Genomic DNA, 23,113 nt, shown 5'->3' on the forward strand with positions numbered 1-23,113 from the left:
TTCCCGCCGCATGGCCGCCCGCACGCCCCGATGAGGGCAAGCGGTCTGTCAGCGCCGACAGTACCGGTGGATCACCACTGCCCGCGCGGCGGCGGGTTGTCTTCGAGGGGGTCGGCTTTCAGGTCGCGCAGGATGTCCGCTGTCGGTCGCACCCGCGCTCCGACCCTGGCTGCCTGTTCGAGGCCCTCGCGATGCCGTTCCTCGTCCAGATCGGCGGTCGCGTCGGGGACCAGGAACGGTTCGATGTTGTCGATAGCCGCCGCCGTCGCGGTCGCCAGGCAGCCGATATGGGCGTAGACGCCGGTGACGATCAGTTGATCGCGGCGCCATCCGCGTACCCGGTGTCGCAGATCGGTACCGGTGAACGCGCTGTGGTGGGACCGGGAGAGCACGGTGTCCCCGCGGACCGGGGCCAGATCGGGGAACGCCGGCGGAGCGCTCTCGTGGTCGCCGGCGTCCGCCCGCTCGGCGCCCGACCGCCTGGCGCCCGACCGTCCGCCACCGGGACGGTGGGCACCGGGCCGCTCGACGTCGGGCCGCCACAACTGCGCCAGCAGGGCCGCCCCACCGGTCGATCCGTCCGCGGCGTCGACGTAGACCACCGGCACTCCCGCATTGCGGGCGGCGTCGGCCAGTCGGGTGATTCGTCGCACGGCGATCGAGAACTGGGCGGTGGACGCCGACAGGTCGAAGGGCGCGATCAGCGGTCCGGTCATGTCCTGAATCAGCAGCACCGCCCGATGCGGATCGACCGAGGCCTCCGGGCCGAACCCGGGAATCGGGTCGAGGGTATAGGGCGACACCGCGGCGAGCGGGGTACGTCCTCGGCGTCGTTGCCGATCGTTTGCCACGTGACACTCCCGAAGGTCCAGCGGTCGTCCAAGGATGCTGAGCCTACCCTCAATTGTGTCGACGACGTGCGGGATCGAACGGGTCCCGAGGCCGGCCGGCGCGCGGAACGCGCTGTTGTGATCGACGTGATTCGATCCATTGTCCGCGCGCCGCACCCGTGCGAATCCGCCCGGGCGTGCGATGCTTTCCCGTCCGCGTGAATGGACATCGTGCATTATTGGCCAATGCCTACGACCGAGCCATCCCGCTCCGTGCGGGAGAACGTCATCCTGATTCACTGGCATGACCTCGGACGACATCTGGCGTGTTACGGCGCGGACGACGTGACCAGCCCGCATCTCGACGCTCTCGCCGCGGAGGGAATCCGCTTCACCGACGCCCACGCGACCGCCCCGCTCTGCTCCCCGGCGCGCGGCTCGATCTTCACCGGCCGCTATCCGCACGGCAACGGATTGGTCGGCCTGGCTCACCACGGCTTCGAGTACGTGCCCGGGGTGCGCACCCTGCCGGCGGTGCTGTCGGAGGTCGGCTACCGTACCGCGCTGTTCGGGATGCAGCACGAGAGCGCCAACCCGGAGTCGCTCGGTTTCGACACCGTCGACGTCTCCGACTCGCTGTGCGACTACGTCGTCGACCGGTCGCAGGACTGGCTGCGCGAGCACGCCGGCGACCGGCCGTTCCTGCTGACCGCGGGCTTCTTCGAGACCCATCGGCCCTATCCGGTCGACCGGTACCTGCCCGCGGATACCGCCGCGATCACGGTGCCCGCGTTCCTGCCGGACACCCCGGACGTGCGCGATGACCTCGCCGGTCTCTACGGCAGCATCGAGAAGGCCGACGCGGCGGTAGGAAGGCTGCTCGCGACCGTCGACGAACTGGGGTTGGCCGACTCGACCTGGATCGTCTTCTTCACCGATCACGGCCTGGCGTTCCCGCGGGCGAAGTCGACCCTCTACGCCGAGGGCACCGGCATCGCCTTTATCGCCCGCCCGCCGCGCGACCGGGACCTCGCGCCGCGGGTCTACGACGACCTGTTCTCCGGCGTCGACCTGACCCCGACGCTGCTCGACCTGCTGGATGTCGCCGTGCCGGCGGCGGTCGACGGCACCTCCCACGCCGCCGCGCTCGTCGAGGGTTCGACCCAGCCGGTGCGCTCGGAAGTGTTCAGCGAGAAGACCTATCACGACGCCTTCGACCCGATCCGGGCCGTGCGCACCAAGCGGTTCAGTTATATCGAGAACTACGTCGAGGGCCCGGCCCTGCTGCTCCCGCTCGACATCGCGGAAAGCTCCTCGGCGCGGTCGCTCGATGCCGGACAGACCCGCGACCCCCGGCCGGCCCGCGAACTGTACGACCTGGCGGCGGACCCGAACGAACGGGTCAATCTGGCGGATGATCCGCAGTACAGTGCGGTCGTCGCGGAGATGGGCGAGCTGCTGGCGCGGTGGCGTCGGTCGACCGGGGACGTGCTGCCGGATCCGGAGATCGGCGAGGCGATCGCGCGCCGGTTCATGGCGCGCTTCCACGCCAAGGCCGCCGAGGCCGACCGCCTCGAGGAAGCTCTGCCCTCGCGGCAGCCCGAGGGGGCGCGGCGCGACCTGTCCCTGGGGCGTGGACGCTCCGATAGTCGGCCCAGTCGATACATATCGGGTCAAAAAAGTAAAGAGTTCCACTCGCAAAGGGTCTAAAGCGCCTGGTTGCGGGGCCTTTTCGCGCCGCTACACTGGCCGCCGTGACGCGGAATTACCTGGTGTGCGCGAGTCAGCGCAGTGGCAGCACGCTGCTCGTCGAGTCCTTGGGTGCGACCGGCGTCGCCGGCCGTCCCGGAGAGTTCTTCCAGTACTTCGCGTCGTCGTCCCTGGCGCCGCAGCCTCGGGAGTGGTTCGCGGGTGTCGACAACCCGGAGATCCTCGAATTGCTCGCCCCGATCCGGGACGGTGAGGTCGACAAGCGCGGCTACGACGAGTGGAGGGCGGACGTCCTCGCGGCCGGTCGCACCGACAACGGTGTCTGGGGCGGCAAGCTGATGTGGAACCAGACGCCCCTGCTGGTCGGGCATACGCGGGTCGGTTCGGGCAGTCTGCGCACCGCGATCCGCGGGCTCTTCGACGGCGTCGATCCGCTCTACGTCTACGTCCACCGCGAGGATCTGGTGCCGCAGGCGGTCTCGATGTGGCGGGCGGTCCAGACCCAGGTGTGGCGCGACGAGTCGGGCACCGAATCGGCCGACGACGGCGCGGTCTATCACGCCGAGGGCATCGCCCATCTGGCCCGCATCCTTCGCCATCAGGACCGTTCCTGGCGATCCTGGTTCGCCGAGGAGTCGATCGAGCCGATGGTGATTCCGTTCACCCACCTGGTGTCCGATCCGGTGGAGTCGACCGCCTCGGTGCTCGCCGCGATCGGCCAGGACCCCGCCCTGGCCCCGCCGCCGCCGCTCAAGCCCCAGTCCAATGCGCGCTCGAAGGAGTGGGCGCACCGCTACCGACAGGACGCCGCGCGTTTCGGGTATCCCTCCTAGCGCTGATCCGACATGACCCCGCGGACGCCCCCGCACCGATCCACACCGCACGAGAGAAGGTTCACCAGCCGATGACTGTGCCCTCCCCGACCGAGACCACCGAGACCCCCGTCGACGGTGCGGCCACTCGTCATCGGCAGATGCTCCGCCTGACCACCGCCGGCAGCGTCGACGACGGCAAGTCGACCCTGATCGGACGACTGCTGCACGACACCGGCAGCCTGCCGACCGACCACCTGTCCGCGGTGACCGCCGAGGACGGCGACGTCGACCTCGCCGCGCTGTCCGACGGGCTGCGGGCCGAACGCGAGCAGGGCATCACCATCGATGTCGCCTACCGGTTCTTCTCGACGCAGACCCGCAACTACATCCTCGCCGACACCCCCGGCCACGAGCGCTATACCCGCAATACCTTCACCGGCGCCTCGAACGCCCACGTCGCGGTGCTGCTGGTGGACGCCCGACACGGGCTGCTGCTGCAGACGCGTCGACATGCGCGCATCGCCACGCTGCTCGGGGTCCCGCACGTCATCGCGGCGATCAACAAGATCGACCTGATCGACTACTCGCAGGAGCGTTTCGACGAACTGCAGGCCGATCTCAACGATCTGGCCCGGCAGGTGGGCATCGAGGGCGACGAGGGCATTCCGGCGATCCCGGTCGCCGCCAAGCACGGCGACAATGTGGTCTTCCGCTCCGACAACACACCCTGGTACACCGGCCCGACGCTGCTCGAATACCTCGAGGCGGTCGAGCTGCGGGCCCCGGCGCCCGAGGCGCGCGAACTGCGGCTTCCGATCCAGTGGGTCTCGCGCCCCAGCGACACCGACAAGCGCAACTACACCGGCCGCCTCGCCGCCGGGACCCTGCAGGTCGGCGACCCGATTCAGGTCTTGCCCTCCGGCAGTCGCAGCGTCGTGACCTCCCTGGACACCCTCGACGACGATCGCACCGTCGGGGTGGCGCCGCTGTCGGTGTCGATCCAGATCGCCGACAACATCGACATCGGTCGCGGCGACGTCGTCATCTCCGGAATCGACAACCCGCACCTGCCGCAGTCGGCCCGCGAGATCGAGGCATCGGTCTGCTGGTTCTCCGAGACGCCGCTGCGCCCCGGTGACCGGTTCACCCTCAAGCACGGTCCGACCGTGGTCCGCGCGACCGTGGCGAGCCTGGCCCGGCGACTCGACCCGGAGACGCTGCTCGAGGACGACGATCCGGCCGAGCTGGTGCTCAACGACATCGCGACGGTCACCCTGCGGACCTCCGCGCCCGTGGTGGTCGACCTGTACCGGGAGAACCGGGACACCGGCGCGTTCATCCTGATCGACGAGGCCACCAACGACACCGTCGGCGCCGGTGCGATCCTCGAGGCCCGCGAGGCGGTCGATCGGCGTGCCCCGCGCGGCGATATCCGTTGGCACCCCAGCTCGCTCGATCGGTCCCAGCGCTGGGAGCTGACCGGTCAGCGCGGCGCGACCGTCTGGCTGACCGGATTGCCGGCGTCGGGCAAGTCGACCGTGGCGGTGGCCCTCGAACGGCTGCTGGTCGAACGCGGCCGGGTCGCCTACCTCGTCGACGGGGACAACATCCGCCACGGCATCTCCGACGACCTCGGCTTCTCGCCGGCGGACCGCGCGGAGAACATCCGCCGGGTCGGGCACCTCGCCCGGCTGTTCGCCGACGCCGGCGTCATCGCGATCGCCTCGCTGGTCTCGCCGCTGCAGGCCGACCGCGAGGTCGCCCGCGAACTGCACCGGGCGGCCGACCTCGAATTCGTGGAGGTCCACGTCAGCACCCCGCTCGAGGAGTGCGAACGTCGGGATCCCAAGGGGCTCTACGAGCGCGCCCGCAACGGCACCCTCGCCGGGCTGACCGGTGTCGACAGCCCCTACGAGCCGCCGACCGACCCGGACCTGAGCTTCGACACCACCGGTGCCGATACCGACGAGTTGGCGTTGCGCGTGCTCAAGGTGCTCGTCGAGCGCGGCATCGTCGACGGCTGATCCGACCCCCGCGTCGCCCCGATCCGCGTCGCCCCGATCGCTCATGGCGGTCGGGGCGACGTCGTGTCGGCGGCGCGGCGGCGGTCAGCGCGCCGAGGGCTGGTGCTGGGTGATGCAGTGGATACCGCCGCCGCGTTCGAACAGCGGCCGCGCGTCGACGGTCACCACCTCGCGGCCGGGATACTGTTCGGCCAGGATCGCGGCGGCGTCCGCGTCGCGCGGATCGCCGAAGCTGCAGGCGATCACGCCGCCGTTGACCACCAGATGGTTGATGTAGCTGTAGTCGACGAATCCGCCCGCATCCTTCAGCGTCTCGGGCGCCGGCACCTCGACGATCTCCCATTCGCGGCCGGCGACGTCGGTGGACTCCTCGAGGACCGCGCGAATCTCCTTGCACACCTGAAAGTCCGGGTGGGATTCGTCGCGTTGGCTGTGCAGCACGATCCGGCCGGGCGCGGTGATCGCGGCGACGATGTCGACGTGTCCGCGGGTGCCGAACTGTTCGTAGTCGCGGGTCAGGCCGCGCGGCAGCCATACCGCGTGGGTGGCGCCGATCGTGCGGGCCAGCTCCGCCTCGACCGCCTCGCGGGTCAGGCCGGGGTTGCGGCCGAGGTCGAGTTGTACGGTCTCGGTGACCAATACGGTGCCCAGGCCGTCGACCTGGATGCCGCCGCCCTCGTTGACCAGCGCCGAGGACACCACGGGGATGTCGGCCTGCTCGGCGACGAAGGTACCGATCTTCGCGTCCTTGTCCCAGCGGGTCCAGCCCTGGCCGCCCCAGCCGTTGAAGACCCAGTCGACCGCGCGCACGCTGCCGTCCGCGGCGTGCACGAACGTCGGTCCGATATCGCGCATCCAGGCGTCGTTCAGCGGTGCCTCGACCACCTCGACGTCCGCCGACAGGTAACGCGCGGCGTCGGCGGCTCCGGCCGGGTCGACCACCACCGTCACCGGTTCGAATCGGGCGACGGCGTGTGCCACCGCCGCCCACGTCGAGCGCGCCTCGTGCTTGGCCTTCTCGGAGTCGCCGAGCGAATAGCCGTCGGGCGGAAAGGCGATCCAGACCCGATCCTGGGGCGCCGACTCCGCGGGCATCCGGAACGTCTCGGTTGAGGGGTGGTCGGTCATGGCATTACCTCTCGATCGGGAGACTCGGCCGGGGATCAGGCCAACGGGGGAGTGCGCGGCGGCGAGGTGCGTCGGCGGCCGGTCGCTTCGAAGGCTGCCGCCGCGGTGAGCAGAGCGACGTCGTCGTAGGCGCGGCCGGCGAAGGTCAGCCCGACCGGCATGCCGATGTCGGCCATGGTCCCCATCGGCACGGTCACGGTCGGTATGCCGAGGTGGCGCGGTACGAGATTGCCGTTGGCGACCCAGACGCCGTTGCGCCAGCCGAGGTCCGCGGATGCCGGCTCGACGTCCGTATCCGCCGGCCCGACATCGGCGACGGTCGGGAAGATGACCGCGTCGAGCCCGAGATCGTCCATCCAGACCTCCAGGTCGACCCGGCGGGTCTCCTCGAGACCGCGTACCCCATCCTCCAGATGGGGGATATCGGTGAACGTCTCGATCGGGTGCTCGCGGATGAACACCGGATAGGTGTCGATGCTGTCGCCGAAGCCGTCCGCCCGGTCCGGCAGTGCCCCTTCCGGATGCACCCAGATCAACGAACCGTCGACGTCGGCGAGGCGGTTGAGTGTCGGGTCGCCGTTGGCGGCGAGGAAATCGTCCCAGGCCCACGCGGACAGGTCGCGGATTTCGACAGCCAGGAACTCCGGCGAGACGAGCCCGCGCGTGCGGATCGTCGGGGCGCCCGGTCGGTCGCCCTCGTAGTTCGACACCACGGGGAAGTCGACCTCTATCACCGTGGCGCCGGCCGCCTCCAGATCGGCGCGGGCGGCGCGGTAGAGGTCGATGATCGACGCGCGGGTCTCGATCGCGCGACCGGTCGCCCCACCGATACCGGGGTCCGGTGCGGTTCCCGCGTCGGCATCGGCGTTGATGTACATGCGCGGAACCCCGAACCGTTTGCCCGCGAGAATCTTTCGGGCATCGTCGAGATCACCCGGTGCCAGGGTGGGGTAGGACGGCGGGCGGCCGGTGGAGGCGAGCGGAATGGCCACCCACGGTTGGCTGCGCCAGAAGTCGCCGCGGGTATCGGGGTCGTCGGCGACGATCACGTCGAGCACTTCGAACATGTCGGCCATCGACCGGGTATGCGGGACGACGACGTCCATCGTCGGGACCAGCGGCCAGTTGCCGCGCACCGAGATCACGCCGCGCGACGGGGTGTACGCGCAGAGCGCGTTGTTCGTCGCGGGGGCGCGGCCGCTCGACCAGGTCTCCTCACCGAGGCCGAAGGCCGCATAGCTCGCCGCGGTGGCCGTACCCGAGCCGTTGGATGATCCCGAGCCGAAAGCCGACGTCAAATAGTCGGCGTTGTAGGGGCTTTCGGCGCGACCGTAGAGACCGCGCTGCATCCCGCCGTTGGCCATCGGCGGCATATTCGTCAGGCCGAGCAGGATCGCGCCGGCAGCCCGCAGGCGTTCGATGGTGAAGGCATCCTTCTGGGCGACAAGGTGTTCGAAGGCGTGCGAGCCCGCGGCCGCGGTCAGGCCCGCCGCCAGGTAGCTGTCCTTGGCGGTGTACGGGATGCCGTCGAGGGGGCCGAGCACCGCCCCGTCGGCTCGGCGGCGGTCGGCGGCCCGCGCCTGCTCGACGGCGTCGGGGTTCATCACGACCATCGCGTTGAGCCGCGGGCCGCGCCCGTCGTAGGCGTCGATGCGGGCCAGATAGGCCTCGACCAGGCCGACGCTGGTGACCGCCCCACGCTCGAGGGCATCGCGCAGTTCGGCGATGCTCGCCTCGACAACATCCCAGCCGGTCATCGCCACGCCCTCTCGCCGCCCGGAAGCCGCCGCCGACCCGCCACCGAGCAGGCGGTGGCCGAGCCGGCGATATCCGTCGCCCACGGTATCCGAAAGGTCGGATTTCGGTGCGGGATCAGATCTTCATCGCCGCCCGGACGTCCTCTTCGGAGTCGGCGCCGCCGCTGCCCGTCGAGGTGACCCGCCCGGATTCGAGGATGTAGTACTGCTGCGCCGATTCGAGGGCGAAGCCGATGTGCTGCTCGACCAGCAGCACCCCGAGATCCCCGCGCGCGGTCAGCGCCGTGATCGTCTCCTCGATCTCCGCGACCACGGAGGGCTGGATACCTTCGGTCGGCTCGTCGAGGATCAGGATCTTCGGTTCGGTGATCAGCGCGCGGGCGATCGCCAGCTGCTGGCGTTGACCGCCGGACAGCAGACCGGCCCGCCGCTGCAGCAACTCCTTGAGCGCCGGGAAGAGATCGAGTTGCTCGTCGATCAGCGCCTTGCCGTTCTTGCGGCCGTCGGCCACCACCTGCAGGTTCTCCGCGGTGGTCAACTGCCCGAACGACTGTTGGCCCTGCGGCACGTAGGCCAGGCCGAGCGCGACGCGGGCGCTCGGCCGCAGCTTGGTGATGTCGCGGCCCTCGAACAGCACCGATCCTCGCGTGCAGCGCAGCAGACCGACCGCCGCGCGCAGCAGGGTGGTCTTGCCGGCGCCGTTGTGTCCCATCACCGCGGCGACACCGTCGGACGGCACGGTGATCGAGACGCCGTGGATCACCTCGGTGCGGCCGTAGCCGGTGGTCACATCCACCAGTTCGAGCATTACCCATCACCTTTCGTCAGCGACGGACCGTCCGATTCCTCGGACGGGGAGTCCTCGGACGACGGGGTGGCCGGAGTGTCGACCGGACCGATCGCATCCTCGGCGCCCGCCGCGGCGGTGCCGAGGTAGACCTCCTGGACCTTCGGGTTGGCCTGGACCTCGGCCACCGAACCCTCGGCGATCACCTGGCCGCGGGCCAGCACGGTCACCGAGGTGGCGAACGCCCGCATGAAGTCCATGTCGTGTTCGACGACCACCACCGTCCGCTCGCTGCCGATGCGGCGCAGGAGGTTTCCGGTCTCCTCCCGCTCCTCGGCGCTCATACCGGCCACCGGTTCGTCCAGGAGCAGGACATCGGCGTTCTGCACCAACAGCATCCCGATCTCGAGCCACTGCTTCTGACCGTGGGCGAGGATGCCCGCCGGGGAATCGGCCAGGGCGGTCAGGCCGATCGTCTCGAGGGCCTCCTCGATCACCGGCAGCACCCCGTGTCGTCGACGCAGCATCGTCCACACCGACCGGCCGGAGCCTGCGGCGATGTCGAGGTTCTGCAGGACGGTGAGCTGCTCGAAGACGCTGGCGGTCTGGAAGGTTCGACCGACGCCCGCGCGGGCGATCTGGTGCACCTTCTTGCCGAGCAGTTCGACCCCGGACTTGCTGATCGAGCCGCTGCCCTTCACCAGGCCGGTGACCGCGTCGATCACCGTGGTCTTGCCGGCGCCGTTCGGGCCGATCAGGAACCGCAGATCGCCCTGGAAAAGGGTCAGGTCGACCCCGTTGACCGCCTTGAATCCGTCGAAATCGACGGTCAGATCGCGGATCTGGAGATACTCGGTGCCCATACCGAGGTTGCCGCCGACCACCGGTTCGGCGTGGGCCGCGGTGGGCAAGGTGCCCTCTCCGGTCATGACGCCCCCTCGGAAAGTTTCGCCTCGACCCGCTCGGTATCGGCGGCGGGCGGATCGGCCGCTCGCTTGCGGCGTCGCAGGAAGACCGCGAGGCCGGCCAGTCCGGCGGGGAAGAAGCCGATGACGATGATGAACAACAGGCCCTGCCCGTAGGTCCACGCGGACGGGAAGCGTTCGGAGAACAGCGACTGTGCCCAGGCGACGCCGATCGCCCCGAGGACCGGGCCGAGCAGGGTGGTCCGTCCGCCGATGGCCACCCCGATCAGGAAGGCGATCGACGGCAGGATGCCGACCTGGGAGGGGGTGATGAAGCCGACGATCGGCGCGAAGAGCGCGCCGGCGATCGAGGCGAAGAGCGCGGCGACCGCGTAGGCGAAGACCTTGATATTGGCGGGGTCGTAGCCGAGGAAGCGCACCCGTTCCTCGCTGTCGCGCACCGCGACGAGCAGTTCGCCGTACCGGCTGTACATCAGCTGGCGGACGATCGCCACGACCGCGAGCAGGGTGCCGGCGGCGATGAAGTACAGCATCTGCTTGTTGACCGGGTCCGACAGGCGGAAGCCGAAGAAGGTCTGGAATCCGTTGAGCCCGTTGGAACCACCCAGGCCGGTTTGGCCGACCAGCAGGATCGCCATCGCCGCGGCCAGGGCCTGCGACAGGATGGCGAAGTAGGCGCCCTTGACGCGCCGCTTGAAGACGCCGAAGCCGAGGGCTGCGGCGATCCCGGCCGGAATGAACAGAATGGCCAGCAGGGTGACCAGCGGCGAGGTGAACGGCACCCAGTAGCCGGGCAGTTCGTTGCGCCCGGAGATCGACATGAAGTCGGGGACGTCCGAACCGGCGATTTGGGCGTCGGCGATCTTCAGATGCATGCCCATCATGTATCCGCCGAGGCCGAAGAAGACGCCCTGACCCAGAACCAGCATGCCGCCGCGACCCCACACCAGACCGATGCCGACCGCGACGATCGCGTAGCACAGGAATTGGCCGAAGAGGCCGAGCCGGAAGGTGGACAGCATCGCCGGAGCGGCGACGAACAGCAGCAGGGCCGCGACACCGAAACCGGCCCAGGTCTGCCAGCGACCCAAGAGGGTTCTCATACGAGACTCCTTGTGCGCACCGAGAACAGGCCCTGCGGACGGACCTGAAGGAAGATCACGATGAGGATGAACAGGATCACCTTGGCCAGCGATGCGGTCGTGTTGTACTCGATGAACGAGTTGAGGAAGCCGATGCCGAAGGCGGCGATCACCGTGCCCTTGATCTGCCCGAGACCGCCGACGACCACCACCAGGAAGGCGTCGATCAGATAGCTCTGACCGATCGTCGGGCTGGTCGACCCGATCAGGGTCAGCGCAACGCCGGCGACCGAGGCGAGACCGGACCCGATGAAGAAGGTCGTGATGTCGGTCCGGCGCGACGAGATACCGCTGGTCTCCGCCAGATCGCGGTTCTGTACCACCGCTCGGATCCGTCGACCCATCGGGCTGACCTTGAGCATGATCGCCAGCGCGATGACGCAGGCGATCGCCAGGAAGAGGATGAAGATACGGGTTCGGGGGACCACCGCACCGAAGATCTCGACGCCACCGGCCAGCCAGGACGGCGCGACGACGTTGACCGCCGGGGCGCCGAAGATGTCCCGGGCGACCTGCTGCAGGACCAGGCCCACGCCGAAGGTCACCAACAGGGTGTCGAGCGGTCGGTGGTACATCCGGTTGATCAGGGTGACCTCGAGCAGCACCCCGAGCAGGCCGCCGACCAGGAAGCCGACGATCAGCGAGATGAACAGGGACACACCCGCGGTGGTGAAGACTTGCTGCACCACGTAAGCGGTGTAGCAACCGGCCATGATGAACTCGCCGTGCGCCATGTTGATGACGCCCATTTGCCCGAAGGTCAGCGACAGGCCGAGCGCGGCCAGCAACAGGATCGAGCCGAGGCTCAATCCTGTTGCCAGCTGTCCGATCAGGACATCCATGCGTCCGCGCCGATTATCCCGAGAGTCCTTCGGCCCAATCGTAGGACTCGAGGTACGGGTCCGGTTCGATCGGACCGGGCGACTCCCAGATCGTGTAGATCAGGCCGTCACCACGGATCTCGCCGATGCGGGCGGTCTTGGTGATGTGGTTGTTGTCGCCGTCGATGGTGACCAGACCCTCGGGGGCCTCGAAGGTCACGCCGCCGGCGGCGTCCTGGATCGCGGCGACATCGAACGAATCCGCCGCCTCGACGGTGTTGCGCCACAGGTAGACCGAGACGTAGGCCGCTTCCATCGGATCGGAGGTCGGCTTGTCCTGGCCGTACTTGTCCTTGTACGCCTGGACGAAGGTGTTGTTCACCGGGGTGTCGATCGTCTGGTAGTAGTTCCAGGCGGTCAGCTGGCCCTCGATGTTCTCGACACCGATACCGCCGACCTCTTCCTCGGCGATCGACACCGAGACGACCGGCATCTCCTGCGGGGTCAGACCGACGTTGCGGTATTCGCGGAAGAACGCGACGTTGGAGTCGCCGTTGAGGGTATTGAAGACCGCGTCGGCGCCGGCGGTGCGCACCTTGTTGACGATGGTGGAGAAGTCGGTCGAGCCGAGCGGGGTGTAATCCTCACCGAGGATCTCGATCCCGTTGGCCTCCGCGTACGCCTTGATGATGCGGTTGGCGGTCTGCGGGAAGACGTAGTCGCTGCCGACCAGGTAGAGCGAGGTGATTCCCTGCTCCTTGAGATAGTCGAGAGCGGGCACGATCTGCTGGTTGGTCGTCGCGCCGGTGTAGAAGATATTCGGCGACGATTCGAGGCCCTCGTACTGCACCGGGTAGTAGAGCAGCGAGTTGTTGTTCTCGAAGACCGGCAGCATCGCCTTGCGGCTCGATGAGGTCCAGCCGCCGAATACCGCTGCGACACAGTCGCTGCTGATCAGCTTCTCGGCCTTCTCCGCGAAGACCGCGGGCTCGGAGGCGCCGTCCTCCCCGATCAGATCGATCTGCTTGCCGAGCACACCACCGTCGGCGTTGATCTCCTCGACGGCCAGGGCGATCGCGTCGCGGACGGTGACCTCCGAGATGGCCATCGTGCCGGACAGGGAGTTGAGGGAGCCGACCTTGATCGTCGAACCCTCGGTGTCGACGCAGGATTCGGCGCTGGAGGCGGACGATGATTCGTCGCCGGCGCGGCTGCCGCAGCCGGCCAGGGTGAGTACGGAGACCAGGGTGAGCGCTCCGGCGCCGAGCACCGACTTTCTCAACTGCGGGCGAGCAGAACCTAACATCGAAAGCCTTTCATGGATAACGGTGCGGCCCTTGAGGCGTGCGTTGTGACAGAGGAGTGCGTTGTGACAAGCGGGATGGCGCGGGAGTTGCTGGTGAACATGCGAGGTAAAGGGCGTCATCGCCGACCGGATCATGTGACGTCTGCCGCCGACGCCGACCCGGACATTAGGACCAATCTGTTGCTGCTACATATCCACGTGTAACGGCAGCATTAACGACCTGTTCGCCCGCTGGAAGCCGCGATTTCACCCGGTTCGATACCTCAGATGCGAAGGAAAGCCCAGGTGGGTAACGTATACAGGTATGTCGACGGCATCGCGCACAGCTCCGAGTACCGCTGTGAATGCAAACCTGTGCGAATTGGTGTACTCGACGCTGCGCTCGGAACTCATGAACGGCGAAATCCCGTTCGGGCACCGGCTCACCGAACCCAAAGTGGCGGGTCGGTTTCGTATATCCCGGACCCCGGTACGCGAGGCGCTCACCCGGCTCTGCGCGGACGGTCTGGTTCAGCGCGAGGAGTTCGGCTACAGCCCGGTTCGGCCGAGCATTCCCCTGATTCGCGACCTGTACGAGTTGCGAATCACTCTGGAACTGGCCGGTATTCAGCGCGCTATCGGTAATCCCGGAGTCACGCACGATCGGGAATTGCTCGAGTCGGAATACCGCCGTTGGAAGGATCTCGAGGCCGACCCCCCGCCGCAGGAACCGGGATTCGTCGCGACCGACGAGGAGTTCCACGTCGCCCTGTTGACCGCGGCGGGCAATGCCGAGATGGTGCGAGCGCTGCGCGGGGTCAACGCGCGGATTCGGCACGTTCGGATGTACGACTTCATCGTCAACAACCGGGTGGAAGTGACGATCGCCGAGCACCTGGCGATCCTCGAGGCGGTCCTCGCCGACCGGCTTCCGCTCGCGTTGTCGTTGTTGCACAAGCATATCGGCGAATCGCTGGACGTGGTCCTCGACCGGGTCAGCCGGGCGATCGTCGCGATGTCCCTGGCGACCGGATCGGAATAGGTCCGTGACCTCCATGAAGACCCACCCCCGGTCGAACCGGGGCCACCCTCGACTGCGATGGGAGATGAGGACGTGACCGTGTCCACGGAAGGCGGGGCAGCCGTCGTGAGGGTGTCACCGACACAGCGTGTCGAGGCCGCCTATCGGCGCATCGCCGAGGTCGACCGCCCGGAGGTGTGGATCACCCTGCGGTCGAAGGACGAGGTCCTGGCCGACGCAGAGGAGGTCGAGCGCCGACTGGCGGACGGCGAGAGTCTGCCGCTGGCCGGGCGGCTGGTCGCGGTCAAGGACAACGTCGATGTCGCCGGCCTGCCGACCACCTCCGCCTGCCCCGAGTACTCCTACCTGCCGGACGTCACCGCCGTGGCGGTCGAGCGGCTCACCGACGCGGGCGCGGTCGTGATCGGCAAGACCAATCTCGATCAATTCGCCACCGGACTGGTCGGCACCCGCAGCCCCTACGGGGCGGTGCGCAATGCCCACCACCCCGAGCTGGTGTCCGGTGGATCGAGCTCCGGATCGGCGGTCGCCGTCGCCCTGGACCTCGTCGACATCGGGATCGGTACCGACACCGCCGGATCCGGCCGGGTGCCGGCGGCCCTGCACGGAATCGTGGGGATCAAGACGACGTTGGGCATCATTCCGGTGCACGGCCTCGTCCCCGCCTGCGTCGACTATGACGCGCTGACGGTCTTCGCGCGTGACCTCGCCGAGGCCGTGGTGGCCACGGCGATCATGTCGGGGCCGGATCCGCGCGATCCGCGCGGCCGCGACTGGCCGAGCGACGTGCTGGTGTCCGCGCCCGACCGGCCGCGGATCGCGGTCCCGGTCGCCGAGAATCTGATCAACCTGTCCGATGACTATCGGGATGCCTTCGACCGGACCGTGCGCGCGGCCGCCGACGACGGGTTCGAGATCGCCGAGGTCGACATCTCCGAGTTGTTGGACGCCGCCCGGCTGCTCTACGACGGCGCGATCGTCGCCGAGCGGTACGCCGCGGTCGGTCCCTTCCTCGACGGCGCCCCGGCCGGCGCCGATCCGACCGTCTCGGCGATCATCCGCTCGGCCCACGACGTCGCCGGCTACAGCTTCGTCAACGATCTCGACACGTTGACCCGGATCCGGGCCGCGGCGCTCGAGCTGCTCGCGGGCTTCGACGGGCTGCTGCTGCCCACCACGACCGAGCACCCGTCCCTGGTCGCCGTCGCCGCCGAGCCGGTCGCGATCAACCGGCGGATGGGCACGTTCACCAACTTCTGCAATCTGCTCGACCTCGCCGCGGTGGCGGTGCCGGGTGCCGACACCGCCGCGGGCCTGCCCTTCGGCGTCATGTTCGTCGTACCCGCGTTCGCCGATCAGGTCGCGGTGGACCTCGCCGGCCGCTTGGCGGGACAGTCGGCGCCGCCGCTGGTCGGCCGCGGCGTCGAACTGGCCGTCTTCGGCGCCCACCTCAAGGGGCAGCCGCTGCACGGGCAGTTGCAGGACCTCGGGGCCCGCTTCGTGGCGTCGATCGTCACCAGCGACGCCTATCGGCTGACCGCGCTGAACACCACACCGCCCAAGCCGGGGCTGGTCCGTTCCGCACCGGGTGCCGGCCGTCCGATCGCCGGGGAGCTCTATCGGCTCTCGGAGGCCGGGCTGGGCCGCTTTCTCGCGGCGCTCCCGGCGCCGATGGCGCTGACCTCGGTGGAACTGGCCGACGGTCGGTGGGTGGTCGGGTTCACCGCCACGCACGACGCGACCTCCGATGGCACCGACATCACCTCGTTCGGGGGCTGGCCGGCGTATCTGGCGTCGCTGGCCTGATCGGTCGTCCCGCCTGCCGGCGGTGCGCACCGACCGACGGCGAGGTGCGATCCCTTCGGGGGTGACCGGCCCTCCGCTATCGTGCTTCATCGGCGAGCCACCGGCGCCGCCGAGGGATGGGGACGCACTGTGGGGGAGCGGAACACCACCGCCGACGTGTCGGTGGCGGGGTCGGCGGTCGACCGCGCGCTGACCACCGCCGACCGCATCCTGCGCAGCTACGGGCGCATCGCCACCGCCGATCTGGCCGCCCAGAAGGCCGCCGCGACCGACCGGCCCCGCACCGTGGTGGTGGTCGGTGAGCTCAACCGCGGCAAGAGCTCCCTGGTCAACGCGCTGATCGGCGGGCCATATGCGCCGGTCGATGTCGACGTGACCACCTCCGCGACGGTCGCCTTCGTGCCGGCGAGCGAACGGCGGCCGGTCGGCTCGGCGGAACTGGTGTTCCCCGGACACACCGCGACGATCGATGCCACAGACCTGGCGGACTGGGTGACCGTCGACGGTCGGCACGTCGCCGATGCCGGTGGCGAGGCGCTACCGACCCGGGCGATCGTCCCGGTCGACTCGCCGCATCTGCGGGACATGATCGTCGTCGATACCCCCGGCGCCGGCGGCCTCGACGCCACCCGCGCCCGGCTGTCGGCGCTCGCCGCCCAGACCGCGACCGTGCTGGTGGTGGCCACCGACGCGGCCGGCCCGCTGACCGCCCCCGAGATGGCCTTCGTACGGGATGCGGTGGCCACCGTCGAGAAGGTGATCGTGGTGGTCACCAAGACCGACAAGAACCTGCGGCGCCGACGTGCCGTCGCCGAGGAGAACGAGCGGCTGCTGCGCGAACATCTGCACCGCGAGGTCCCGGTGATCGGGGTGTCGAGCGTGCGGTCGCTCGCCGCGGCCGGCAGCGATCGGACCGAACGTGTCGACCTCGCCGCGGGTATCACCGGCTTGCGTCGATTGATCGCCGCGGCGGCGGCCGGCCCGAACGACCGGCCCGCCGCCGACGCGATGCGCACCGCGCTCGAGGGGCTGCGCGCCGTGGCGACCACCATCGACGGGGACCTCATCGCCACCCGCGACGGCGTCGACGCTCTGCCGGAACTGACCGCCCAGCGCGATCGGCTGACCGCCCTCAAACAGCAGAGCGCCCAATGGGAACAGTGGCTCGGGCGCGACCTGACCCTGGCCCGCCGCCGCGCCCTCGACGACCTGGACCGGCGCTGCGAACGCATCTCCGGAACCTGGACCGATCGGATCAGCCGATCCGGAATCGACGTGCTGCGCAAGAACTCCCAGGTCTTCACCGCGGAGATCGAGGCCGAACTGCTCGCCGCGATGAGCGAGACGGTCGACGGCTTCATCGGCGAACTGCGCCGGGTCGCCGAACCGCTCTTCGACGACCCGAGCGCGTGGCCGGATATCGAGGCGACGATCGTCGACGCGGTGCGCGGCGGCACGCTGGTCACCGGGGACGTCGCCCGCAAACGGCAGGACCTGCTGGACCCGAGCATCCTGACGATGGGAATGATCGGCACCTCGATGCTCGGAGCCCTGATCGGCGTGGGCGCGATCGCCGGGGTCGTGTGGGTCGGGGTCAACCTCGGCTACAAAGCGATGCGCGCGGGGAAGTCCCACCTGTTGACCTGGCTGCGGGAGACCGTGGCGACCGCACGTACCGCCACCGGCCGGATGCTCGAGGCGGCCCTGGCCGTCGGACGACCCGAGATCGTCGTGCGCTACCGCGACGACCTGCGGACCGGAATCGAGCAGGTGCAGCGGCAGATCACCGAGGCCGGTGAGGCCGCCCGACTCGACGCCGCCGACCGGGAGGCGACCATCGCCCGGTTGACCAAGAATCGACGCGTGGTCGACGCTTCCCGCGCCGAGCTCGAACGCTTGCTGGCGGACCCGCTCCGCGATACGGCGACGGTGACCGCGTGACCGGCGGCGTGGCCGGGTCGCCGGCCCCCTTCGTACCGGCCGGGGCCGACCCCGCTGCGGAGACCGCCGCGATGTACGCGACGCTCGACCACGCCCTGCACCGCTTGGCCGCGATCGGTCCCGACCTGATCGAGCACGCCAACCGGATCGGCGAGATCCTGTGGACCCCGCCGCGCATCGTCGTCGTCGGTCGGCTCAAGGCGGGCAAGTCGACCCTGGTCAACGCGCTGATCGGCGTTCCGGTCGCCGAGACCGCGGCGCTCGAGGCCACCCACGTGGTCACCGTGTACCGCAACGGCGCCCCGTCGCGGGCGGAGCTGGTCGCCCTCGACGGCCGGCGCGAGACCGTTCCGATCGTCGTCGGCCGGACCGGTCCGATCACGGTGTCCGACAACGATATCGCCTATATCGACCGCATTCTGCCGTCGGATGCGTTGAGCAGGTTGACCCTGATCGATACCCCCGGCCTCGCCACCCTGACCGAGAGCAACGAGCGGGCCACCCGCCGCGCGCTGATCGACGGCGTCGAACAGACCCGGGCGGCCGGTGTCGACGCCGACGCCGCCGTCTTCCTCTTCGACGGGGCGCCGCGCGCCGACGAGGTCGAGTTTCTGCGGGAACTGGGCTTCACCCCGCTCAATACCCTCGGCGTCCTGTCGCGGGCGGACGCCTTCGGCGCGGGCGCGCTCGGCGCCCGCGACCCGATCGATCACGCCCGGGCGCACGCCGACGTCCTGGCGACCCGGCTCGCCGGATACGTCGCCGCGGTCGTACCGGTCAGCGGACTGATCGCGCAGACCAGCCACACCGGCGGGTTCACCGAACGCGATGCCCGACTGCTGCATGCGCTGGCGGACCTCGACGCGATCGACCTGTTCGAGATCCTGGAGTCCGACGATCCGGCCCCGCTCTCGCCCGACGACCGCGACCGGCTGCTCGACCTGATCGGCGAATACGGGGTGCTGCACGGACGCGACCGGGCGGGCGCCGGCGCCGCCGCGGTGACCGATTGGCTGGTCGATCGGTCCGGCATCGGGTACCTGCATCACCTGCTGAACACCGCGGTCCACCGCTACGCCGTCCTGCACCGGGCCGACCGGGTGCTGCGCGAGATCGAGGCGCTGGCGTACTCCCACCCGGCGCGCGACCGCATCCGCACGATCGCCGACGACAGCCGTCGCGACCCCGGCGGCCGAGCGATCCCGCTCTACCGCGGCCTGCGGGCGCTGTTGGCGGCCGACCCCGACTCGCCGCTGGTCGCCGACCTGAAGCGGATGCTGTTGGGCCGCAACGATGCCGAACGTCTCGGCCTACCCATCGATGCCGACGACGAGCGCATCAGCGCGGCGGCCACCGAACATCTCGTCCGCGCCCAGTCCCTGGCGCTGACCACCCGGACGGCCGCCGAGGACGCCGCGCTGACCGACCTGACCCGCACCCTGACCCTCCTGCGGAGCCGCCGATGACCAGCCCGAACCCGATGCGCGACTGGACCCTGTCGGTCGACTTCGGCACCTCCAACACCACGGCCGCGCACCGGACCGCCCGCGGTATCGAGGTGCTCCCGCTGACCCACCACGGCAACTCGATGGTGTCCTCGATCTTCATCGAATCGCCGGACCGGATCGAGGTCGGCGCCGCCGCGATCGACCGGGCGGCCGTCGACCCGACGGGTTTGGTGATCGCGCCGAAGCGGCTGATCGGTCAGGGTATGGTCTACGCATCCGGTTATGATGTTCCGCTTGACCTTTCGATTGCGGCTCTGCTGATGGCGGTCATCGAGCGCGGCCGGGCCGCGCATCGCGGTGAGCCGCCCGCCCGGCTGGTGGTGACCCACCCCGAGGGATGGTCACCCCGCGAGATCGGCGTGCTGCTCGCCGCCGCGGTCCGCGTCGGCTACGACCGCTCCCGGGTGGCGACAGTCTCCGAGCCGCGGGCCGCCGCGCACTTCTACGCCGACACCACGCCGGTGGGACCCGGCGAACGGATCGCGGTCTTCGACTTCGGCGGCGGCACCCTCGACGTCGCCGTGCTGGTGGCCGACGCCGACGGCGGCTTCCGGGTGATCGCCGCGCGCGGAGACAACGCGCTGGGCGGCAAGAACTTCGACGCCGCGATCCGACGCTGGGTCGACGCGACGCTCGCGGAGACGCATCCCGATCTGCTCGCCTTCCTGCGTTCGGGTGCGGCGCCGCACGCCGCGCTCGCCCTGGACGACTCGGTGCGGCGGGCCAAGGAGTTGCTGTCGGGATCGGCCGCCGCGACCGTCACGGTGCCCGATCCACGCGCGGACACCGTCGTCACCCTGAGCCTGACCCGCGACGAATTCGAAACGGCGATCGCCCCGGATGTCGAGCGCGCGGCAGCGCTGGCGGCCGCCTGCTTCGCCGACGCCGGCTCGCCCCCGGTGAGCGCGATCTACCTCACCGGCGGATCATCTCGTATTCCATTGGTGCACCGAATGATCGGCGCCATCGGACCGGTCGCGACCCTCGACGATCCCAAGACCGTGGTAGCCCGCGGGGCGCTGATCGCCGCGGCGACGGGAGACGCATCGGGCGGCGGATCCGAACCGGGAGAGGGGCGCTCCGCGGCCGCGTTCGACGGGCGCGTCGAGGCGCCACGGGGAGCGGCCCTCCGTACACCGGTCGGTCGCGGCCGCATCCTGCTCGGCGCCGGCGCCGCCGGTGCGATCGTCGTGGCCGCCGTCGTGATTGCCCTCCAGGTGCTCGGCGGCACCGACGATGCGGTGGTCGCCACGGCCGCGGACGACCCGGTTGCCGCCGCGACCGAGTCCGCGGCGCCGCTCGCAGCGAGTTTCCCCGACGACGCCGAGTCGGTCGAGGTCGCCACGACCCTCTACCTGGCCGTCCTGGGCACCGGCGACGAACAGATCATCGGACCGATGCGCTGTTCGACGTCGACCCGGGCCGCCGACGATCTGCCGCCGCGCTCCGGGCCGGCCGGCGAGCTCACGATGACCCCGCGGGCGTTCCTGTCGACGACGATCGACGGGGACACCGCGACCAGTACGGTGCGCATCAGCGTCGCGGTCGACGGGGTGCTCAGCGCGGCGGACGGCGATGGCAGCATCGTGACGGTCGACCTGAGCCGGGAGAACGGGGCATGGAAGATTTGCGGCACCCGGGAGGGGTGATCGTTCGAGTGGAAAGCCGCAGGGTGGGGACAGTTTCGGTGAACAGCGTGATCGACGACGAGGTCGGAGTGCGGACATGACCGATTGGGTACTCGGGATCGACTTCGGTACCTCGTTCACGGCGGCGGCGCATACCGCGCCGGCGACCGGGAATGTCGAGGCCCTCGCCCTCAACCATGACGGCAATCTGATGGCGTCCGCGGTCCTGGTGCACTCTCCGGAACAGATCGACGTCGGCGACCTCGCCCTCAACCGGGCGTCGACCAATCCCGGCGCGTTCATCGCCTCGCCCAAGCGCAGCATCGGGCAGGGTTCGGTCTGGATCAACGGCTACGACCTCCCGATGTCGACGGTGGTCGCCGCCGTGCTGCGCGAGGTGACCGATCGGGCGATCGCCGCCCACGACGGTGTTGCACCCGCTCATCTCGTCCTGACCCATCCCGAGCGGTGGACATCCGCCGCTGTCGATGTGCTGGTCGACGCCGCCCGGCTGATCGGGTTCGCGCCGGACCGGATCGAGACGATCTCCGAGCCGGAGGCGGCCGCGCGGTTCTACACCCGCACCCGCGCCGCAGCGCCCGGCAGCCGCATCGTGGTCTTCGACTTCGGCGGCGGCACGGTCGATGTCGCGGTCCTGGCGGGTGGCACGGAAGGTTTCACCGTGCTGGCCTCGGACGGTGAACCGGGCCTCGGCGGCAAGAGCCTCGACGCCTCGCTGCGGCGCTGGGTGGACGCCCGACTGCAGGAGAGCAACCCGGACCTGCTCGACTATCTGCGTCGCGACGCTCCTCCGCACGTCCTGCGCGACCTGGACGACTCGATCCGCCGCGCCAAGGAATTGCTGTCGACCGCACAGTCGGCGACGATCGGCGTCGTCGGCGCCGGCATCCGCGAGAACCTCACGATCACCCGCCGGGAGTTCGAGGACGTCATCGCCGGTGATGTCGACCGAGCGGTCGAACTGACCCGGTACACCGTCCGGGCGGCCGCCGAGCGGGCCGGGCCGGACGCCGGGGTGACCGAGATCTACCTGACCGGTGGGTCGTCCCAGATCCCGCTGGTCCAACACCGGTTGGCGCAGATCGCCCCGATCGCCACGCTCGACGATCCGAAGACCGTCGTCGTGCGCGGCGCGGTCCTGCAGCACCTCGCGACCGCCGAGTCGGCGGCGGCCGACGGTTCCGGTCCGTCCGCGGCCCGGCGGACGGGCGGTGGGTTGATCGGGTTGTCGTCCGGCAGGTCGGAGGCCGGTGCGGGGAGGTCGGTCGGCGCCGCGCGCGGTCCGATCCGATGGTGGATGGTCTCGGCCTTCGCGATCGTCGCGCTGGTGGTGATCGGGTTCGGCGCGCGCGCCGCGCTCGGGTCCGATGGCGGCACGGTCACCGGTCGGGCGGCCCCGGCGACAACCAGCGCCGCCGCGGACGGTGAGGGGACCGATACCGCCGGCACCGCGACCGGGACGGCGGCGGCATCGACCGGCGCGGCCCCCGCCGACGGGGTTGCCGCCTCGTTTCCGTCCGGCCTGGTCGCGGCGACCTCCGATTGCCGTCCGGTCGGATCCACCGGCACCGGTGCGCCGCAGGTGCTCTGCACCATCCGGCCCGACAACCCGGCCACCGCCCACTTCGATACCCCGACGATGGCCGCCTACTACGCGTCCGTCGACGTACCGACCACCAGCGGGATGTTCCGCGGTTGGCAACAGCAGGGACCGTGGTTCGGGTACCGGTTCGTCGAAAACGCGGACGGGCGCTCCGGGGCGATCCTCTCCGCGGACGAGACCAGCCCCGGGATGGGCTACTACGCCAACGCGGACAGCGGACTGACCGTCTCGCTGCTCGGGGTCACCCCCGGCTCCGGAAACCTCACCGAGGTCTTCACCCAACTCGGGCTGATCTGACCGCTGACTCCACTGCCCGCACCTGCGACCGAGCCACACCAG

At 69.8% G+C, this 23,113-nt stretch carries 17 protein-coding genes; 9 read left to right on the top strand and 8 right to left on the bottom strand.

Annotation, left to right across the window (positions count from 1 at the left end; all coding sequences use genetic code 11):
* Positions 1–71 precede the first annotated feature (71 nt).
* Positions 72–851 carry an isochorismatase family protein gene (locus tag MB1_RS17760; RefSeq protein ID WP_169801692.1) on the bottom strand — a complete coding sequence of 260 codons (780 nt, stop codon included), beginning with the start codon at positions 849–851 and terminating at the stop codon, positions 72–74.
* A gap of 225 nt (positions 852–1,076) precedes the next feature.
* Between MB1_RS17760 and MB1_RS17765 the strand changes: the two genes are divergently transcribed.
* The 3 genes from MB1_RS17765 to cysC all read left to right on the top strand — a co-directional run bounded on the left by MB1_RS17765 (position 1,077) and on the right by cysC (position 5,379).
* Complete coding sequence (locus tag MB1_RS17765; RefSeq protein WP_084352078.1) at positions 1,077–2,540, top strand: sulfatase family protein; 1,464 nt, start codon at positions 1,077–1,079, stop codon at positions 2,538–2,540.
* 44 nt (positions 2,541–2,584) lie between these two features.
* Positions 2,585–3,373, top strand: coding sequence for a trehalose 2-sulfotransferase (stf0, locus tag MB1_RS17770; protein ID WP_066910316.1), 789 nt, complete (start codon positions 2,585–2,587; stop codon positions 3,371–3,373).
* A gap of 71 nt (positions 3,374–3,444) precedes the next feature.
* Entirely contained in the window at positions 3,445–5,379 is a 1,935-nt protein-coding gene (gene cysC / locus MB1_RS17775; protein ID WP_066910319.1) for an adenylyl-sulfate kinase, read from the top strand.
* Between the two features lie 84 nt (positions 5,380–5,463).
* On the opposite strand, the gene MB1_RS17780 is transcribed toward cysC, so the two are convergent.
* From MB1_RS17780 to urtA, 7 genes are all read right to left on the bottom strand, one after another.
* Positions 5,464–6,507, bottom strand: a complete 1,044-nt coding sequence (locus tag MB1_RS17780; protein ID WP_066910322.1) for an agmatine deiminase family protein — start codon at positions 6,505–6,507, stop codon at positions 5,464–5,466.
* Between the two features lie 35 nt (positions 6,508–6,542).
* Entirely contained in the window at positions 6,543–8,264 is a 1,722-nt protein-coding gene (locus tag MB1_RS17785; protein WP_066910514.1) for an amidase, read from the bottom strand.
* A gap of 115 nt (positions 8,265–8,379) precedes the next feature.
* Positions 8,380–9,072: an urea ABC transporter ATP-binding subunit UrtE gene (gene urtE, locus MB1_RS17790; RefSeq protein WP_066910325.1), complete on the bottom strand. Its 693-nt coding sequence runs from the start codon at positions 9,070–9,072 to the stop codon at positions 8,380–8,382.
* Complete coding sequence (gene urtD / locus MB1_RS17795) at positions 9,072–9,980, bottom strand: urea ABC transporter ATP-binding protein UrtD (protein ID WP_084352080.1); 909 nt, start codon at positions 9,978–9,980, stop codon at positions 9,072–9,074. The genes urtE and urtD overlap by 1 nt, the downstream gene beginning before the upstream one ends.
* Positions 9,977–11,080, bottom strand: a complete 1,104-nt coding sequence (gene urtC, locus MB1_RS17800; RefSeq protein WP_066910328.1) for an urea ABC transporter permease subunit UrtC — start codon at positions 11,078–11,080, stop codon at positions 9,977–9,979. Before urtC ends, urtD begins: the two co-directional genes overlap by 4 nt.
* Positions 11,077–11,961, bottom strand: coding sequence for an urea ABC transporter permease subunit UrtB (urtB, locus tag MB1_RS17805; RefSeq protein ID WP_066910331.1), 885 nt, complete (start codon positions 11,959–11,961; stop codon positions 11,077–11,079). The genes urtC and urtB overlap by 4 nt, the downstream gene beginning before the upstream one ends.
* A gap of 13 nt (positions 11,962–11,974) precedes the next feature.
* On the bottom strand, positions 11,975–13,246 hold the full coding sequence (gene urtA / locus MB1_RS17810; RefSeq protein ID WP_066910334.1) for an urea ABC transporter substrate-binding protein: 1,272 nt from the start codon (positions 13,244–13,246) through the stop codon (positions 11,975–11,977).
* Positions 13,247–13,550: 304 nt separating this feature from the next.
* Here urtA and MB1_RS17815 point away from each other — a divergent pair, with 304 nt between their 5' ends.
* The 6 genes from MB1_RS17815 (at position 13,551) to MB1_RS17840 (ending at position 23,071) form a co-directional block, all read left to right on the top strand.
* A complete protein-coding gene (locus tag MB1_RS17815) occupies positions 13,551–14,267 on the top strand; it encodes a GntR family transcriptional regulator (protein ID WP_066910338.1) in 717 nt (238 codons plus the stop codon).
* A 57-nt stretch (positions 14,268–14,324) separates the two neighbouring features.
* Entirely contained in the window at positions 14,325–16,073 is a 1,749-nt protein-coding gene (atzF, locus tag MB1_RS17820) for an allophanate hydrolase (protein WP_084352082.1), read from the top strand.
* Positions 16,074–16,202: 129 nt separating this feature from the next.
* Positions 16,203–18,014: a dynamin family protein gene (locus MB1_RS17825; protein WP_245650245.1), complete on the top strand. Its 1,812-nt coding sequence runs from the start codon at positions 16,203–16,205 to the stop codon at positions 18,012–18,014.
* Complete coding sequence (locus MB1_RS17830) at positions 18,011–19,480, top strand: dynamin family protein (RefSeq protein ID WP_369406877.1); 1,470 nt, start codon at positions 18,011–18,013, stop codon at positions 19,478–19,480. Before MB1_RS17825 ends, MB1_RS17830 begins: the two co-directional genes overlap by 4 nt.
* Positions 19,477–21,171 (top strand): Hsp70 family protein, encoded by a 1,695-nt coding sequence (locus tag MB1_RS17835; RefSeq protein ID WP_084352084.1) that lies wholly within the window; start codon positions 19,477–19,479, stop codon positions 21,169–21,171. Before MB1_RS17830 ends, MB1_RS17835 begins: the two co-directional genes overlap by 4 nt.
* 76 nt (positions 21,172–21,247) lie before the next feature.
* Positions 21,248–23,071, top strand: a complete 1,824-nt coding sequence (locus MB1_RS17840; protein ID WP_066910342.1) for an Hsp70 family protein — start codon at positions 21,248–21,250, stop codon at positions 23,069–23,071.
* Positions 23,072–23,113: the final 42 nt, after the last annotated feature.

Source organism: Millisia brevis NBRC 105863, assembly GCF_001552615.1.
Taxonomy (GTDB): Bacteria; Actinomycetota; Actinomycetes; order Mycobacteriales; family Mycobacteriaceae; genus Millisia; species Millisia brevis.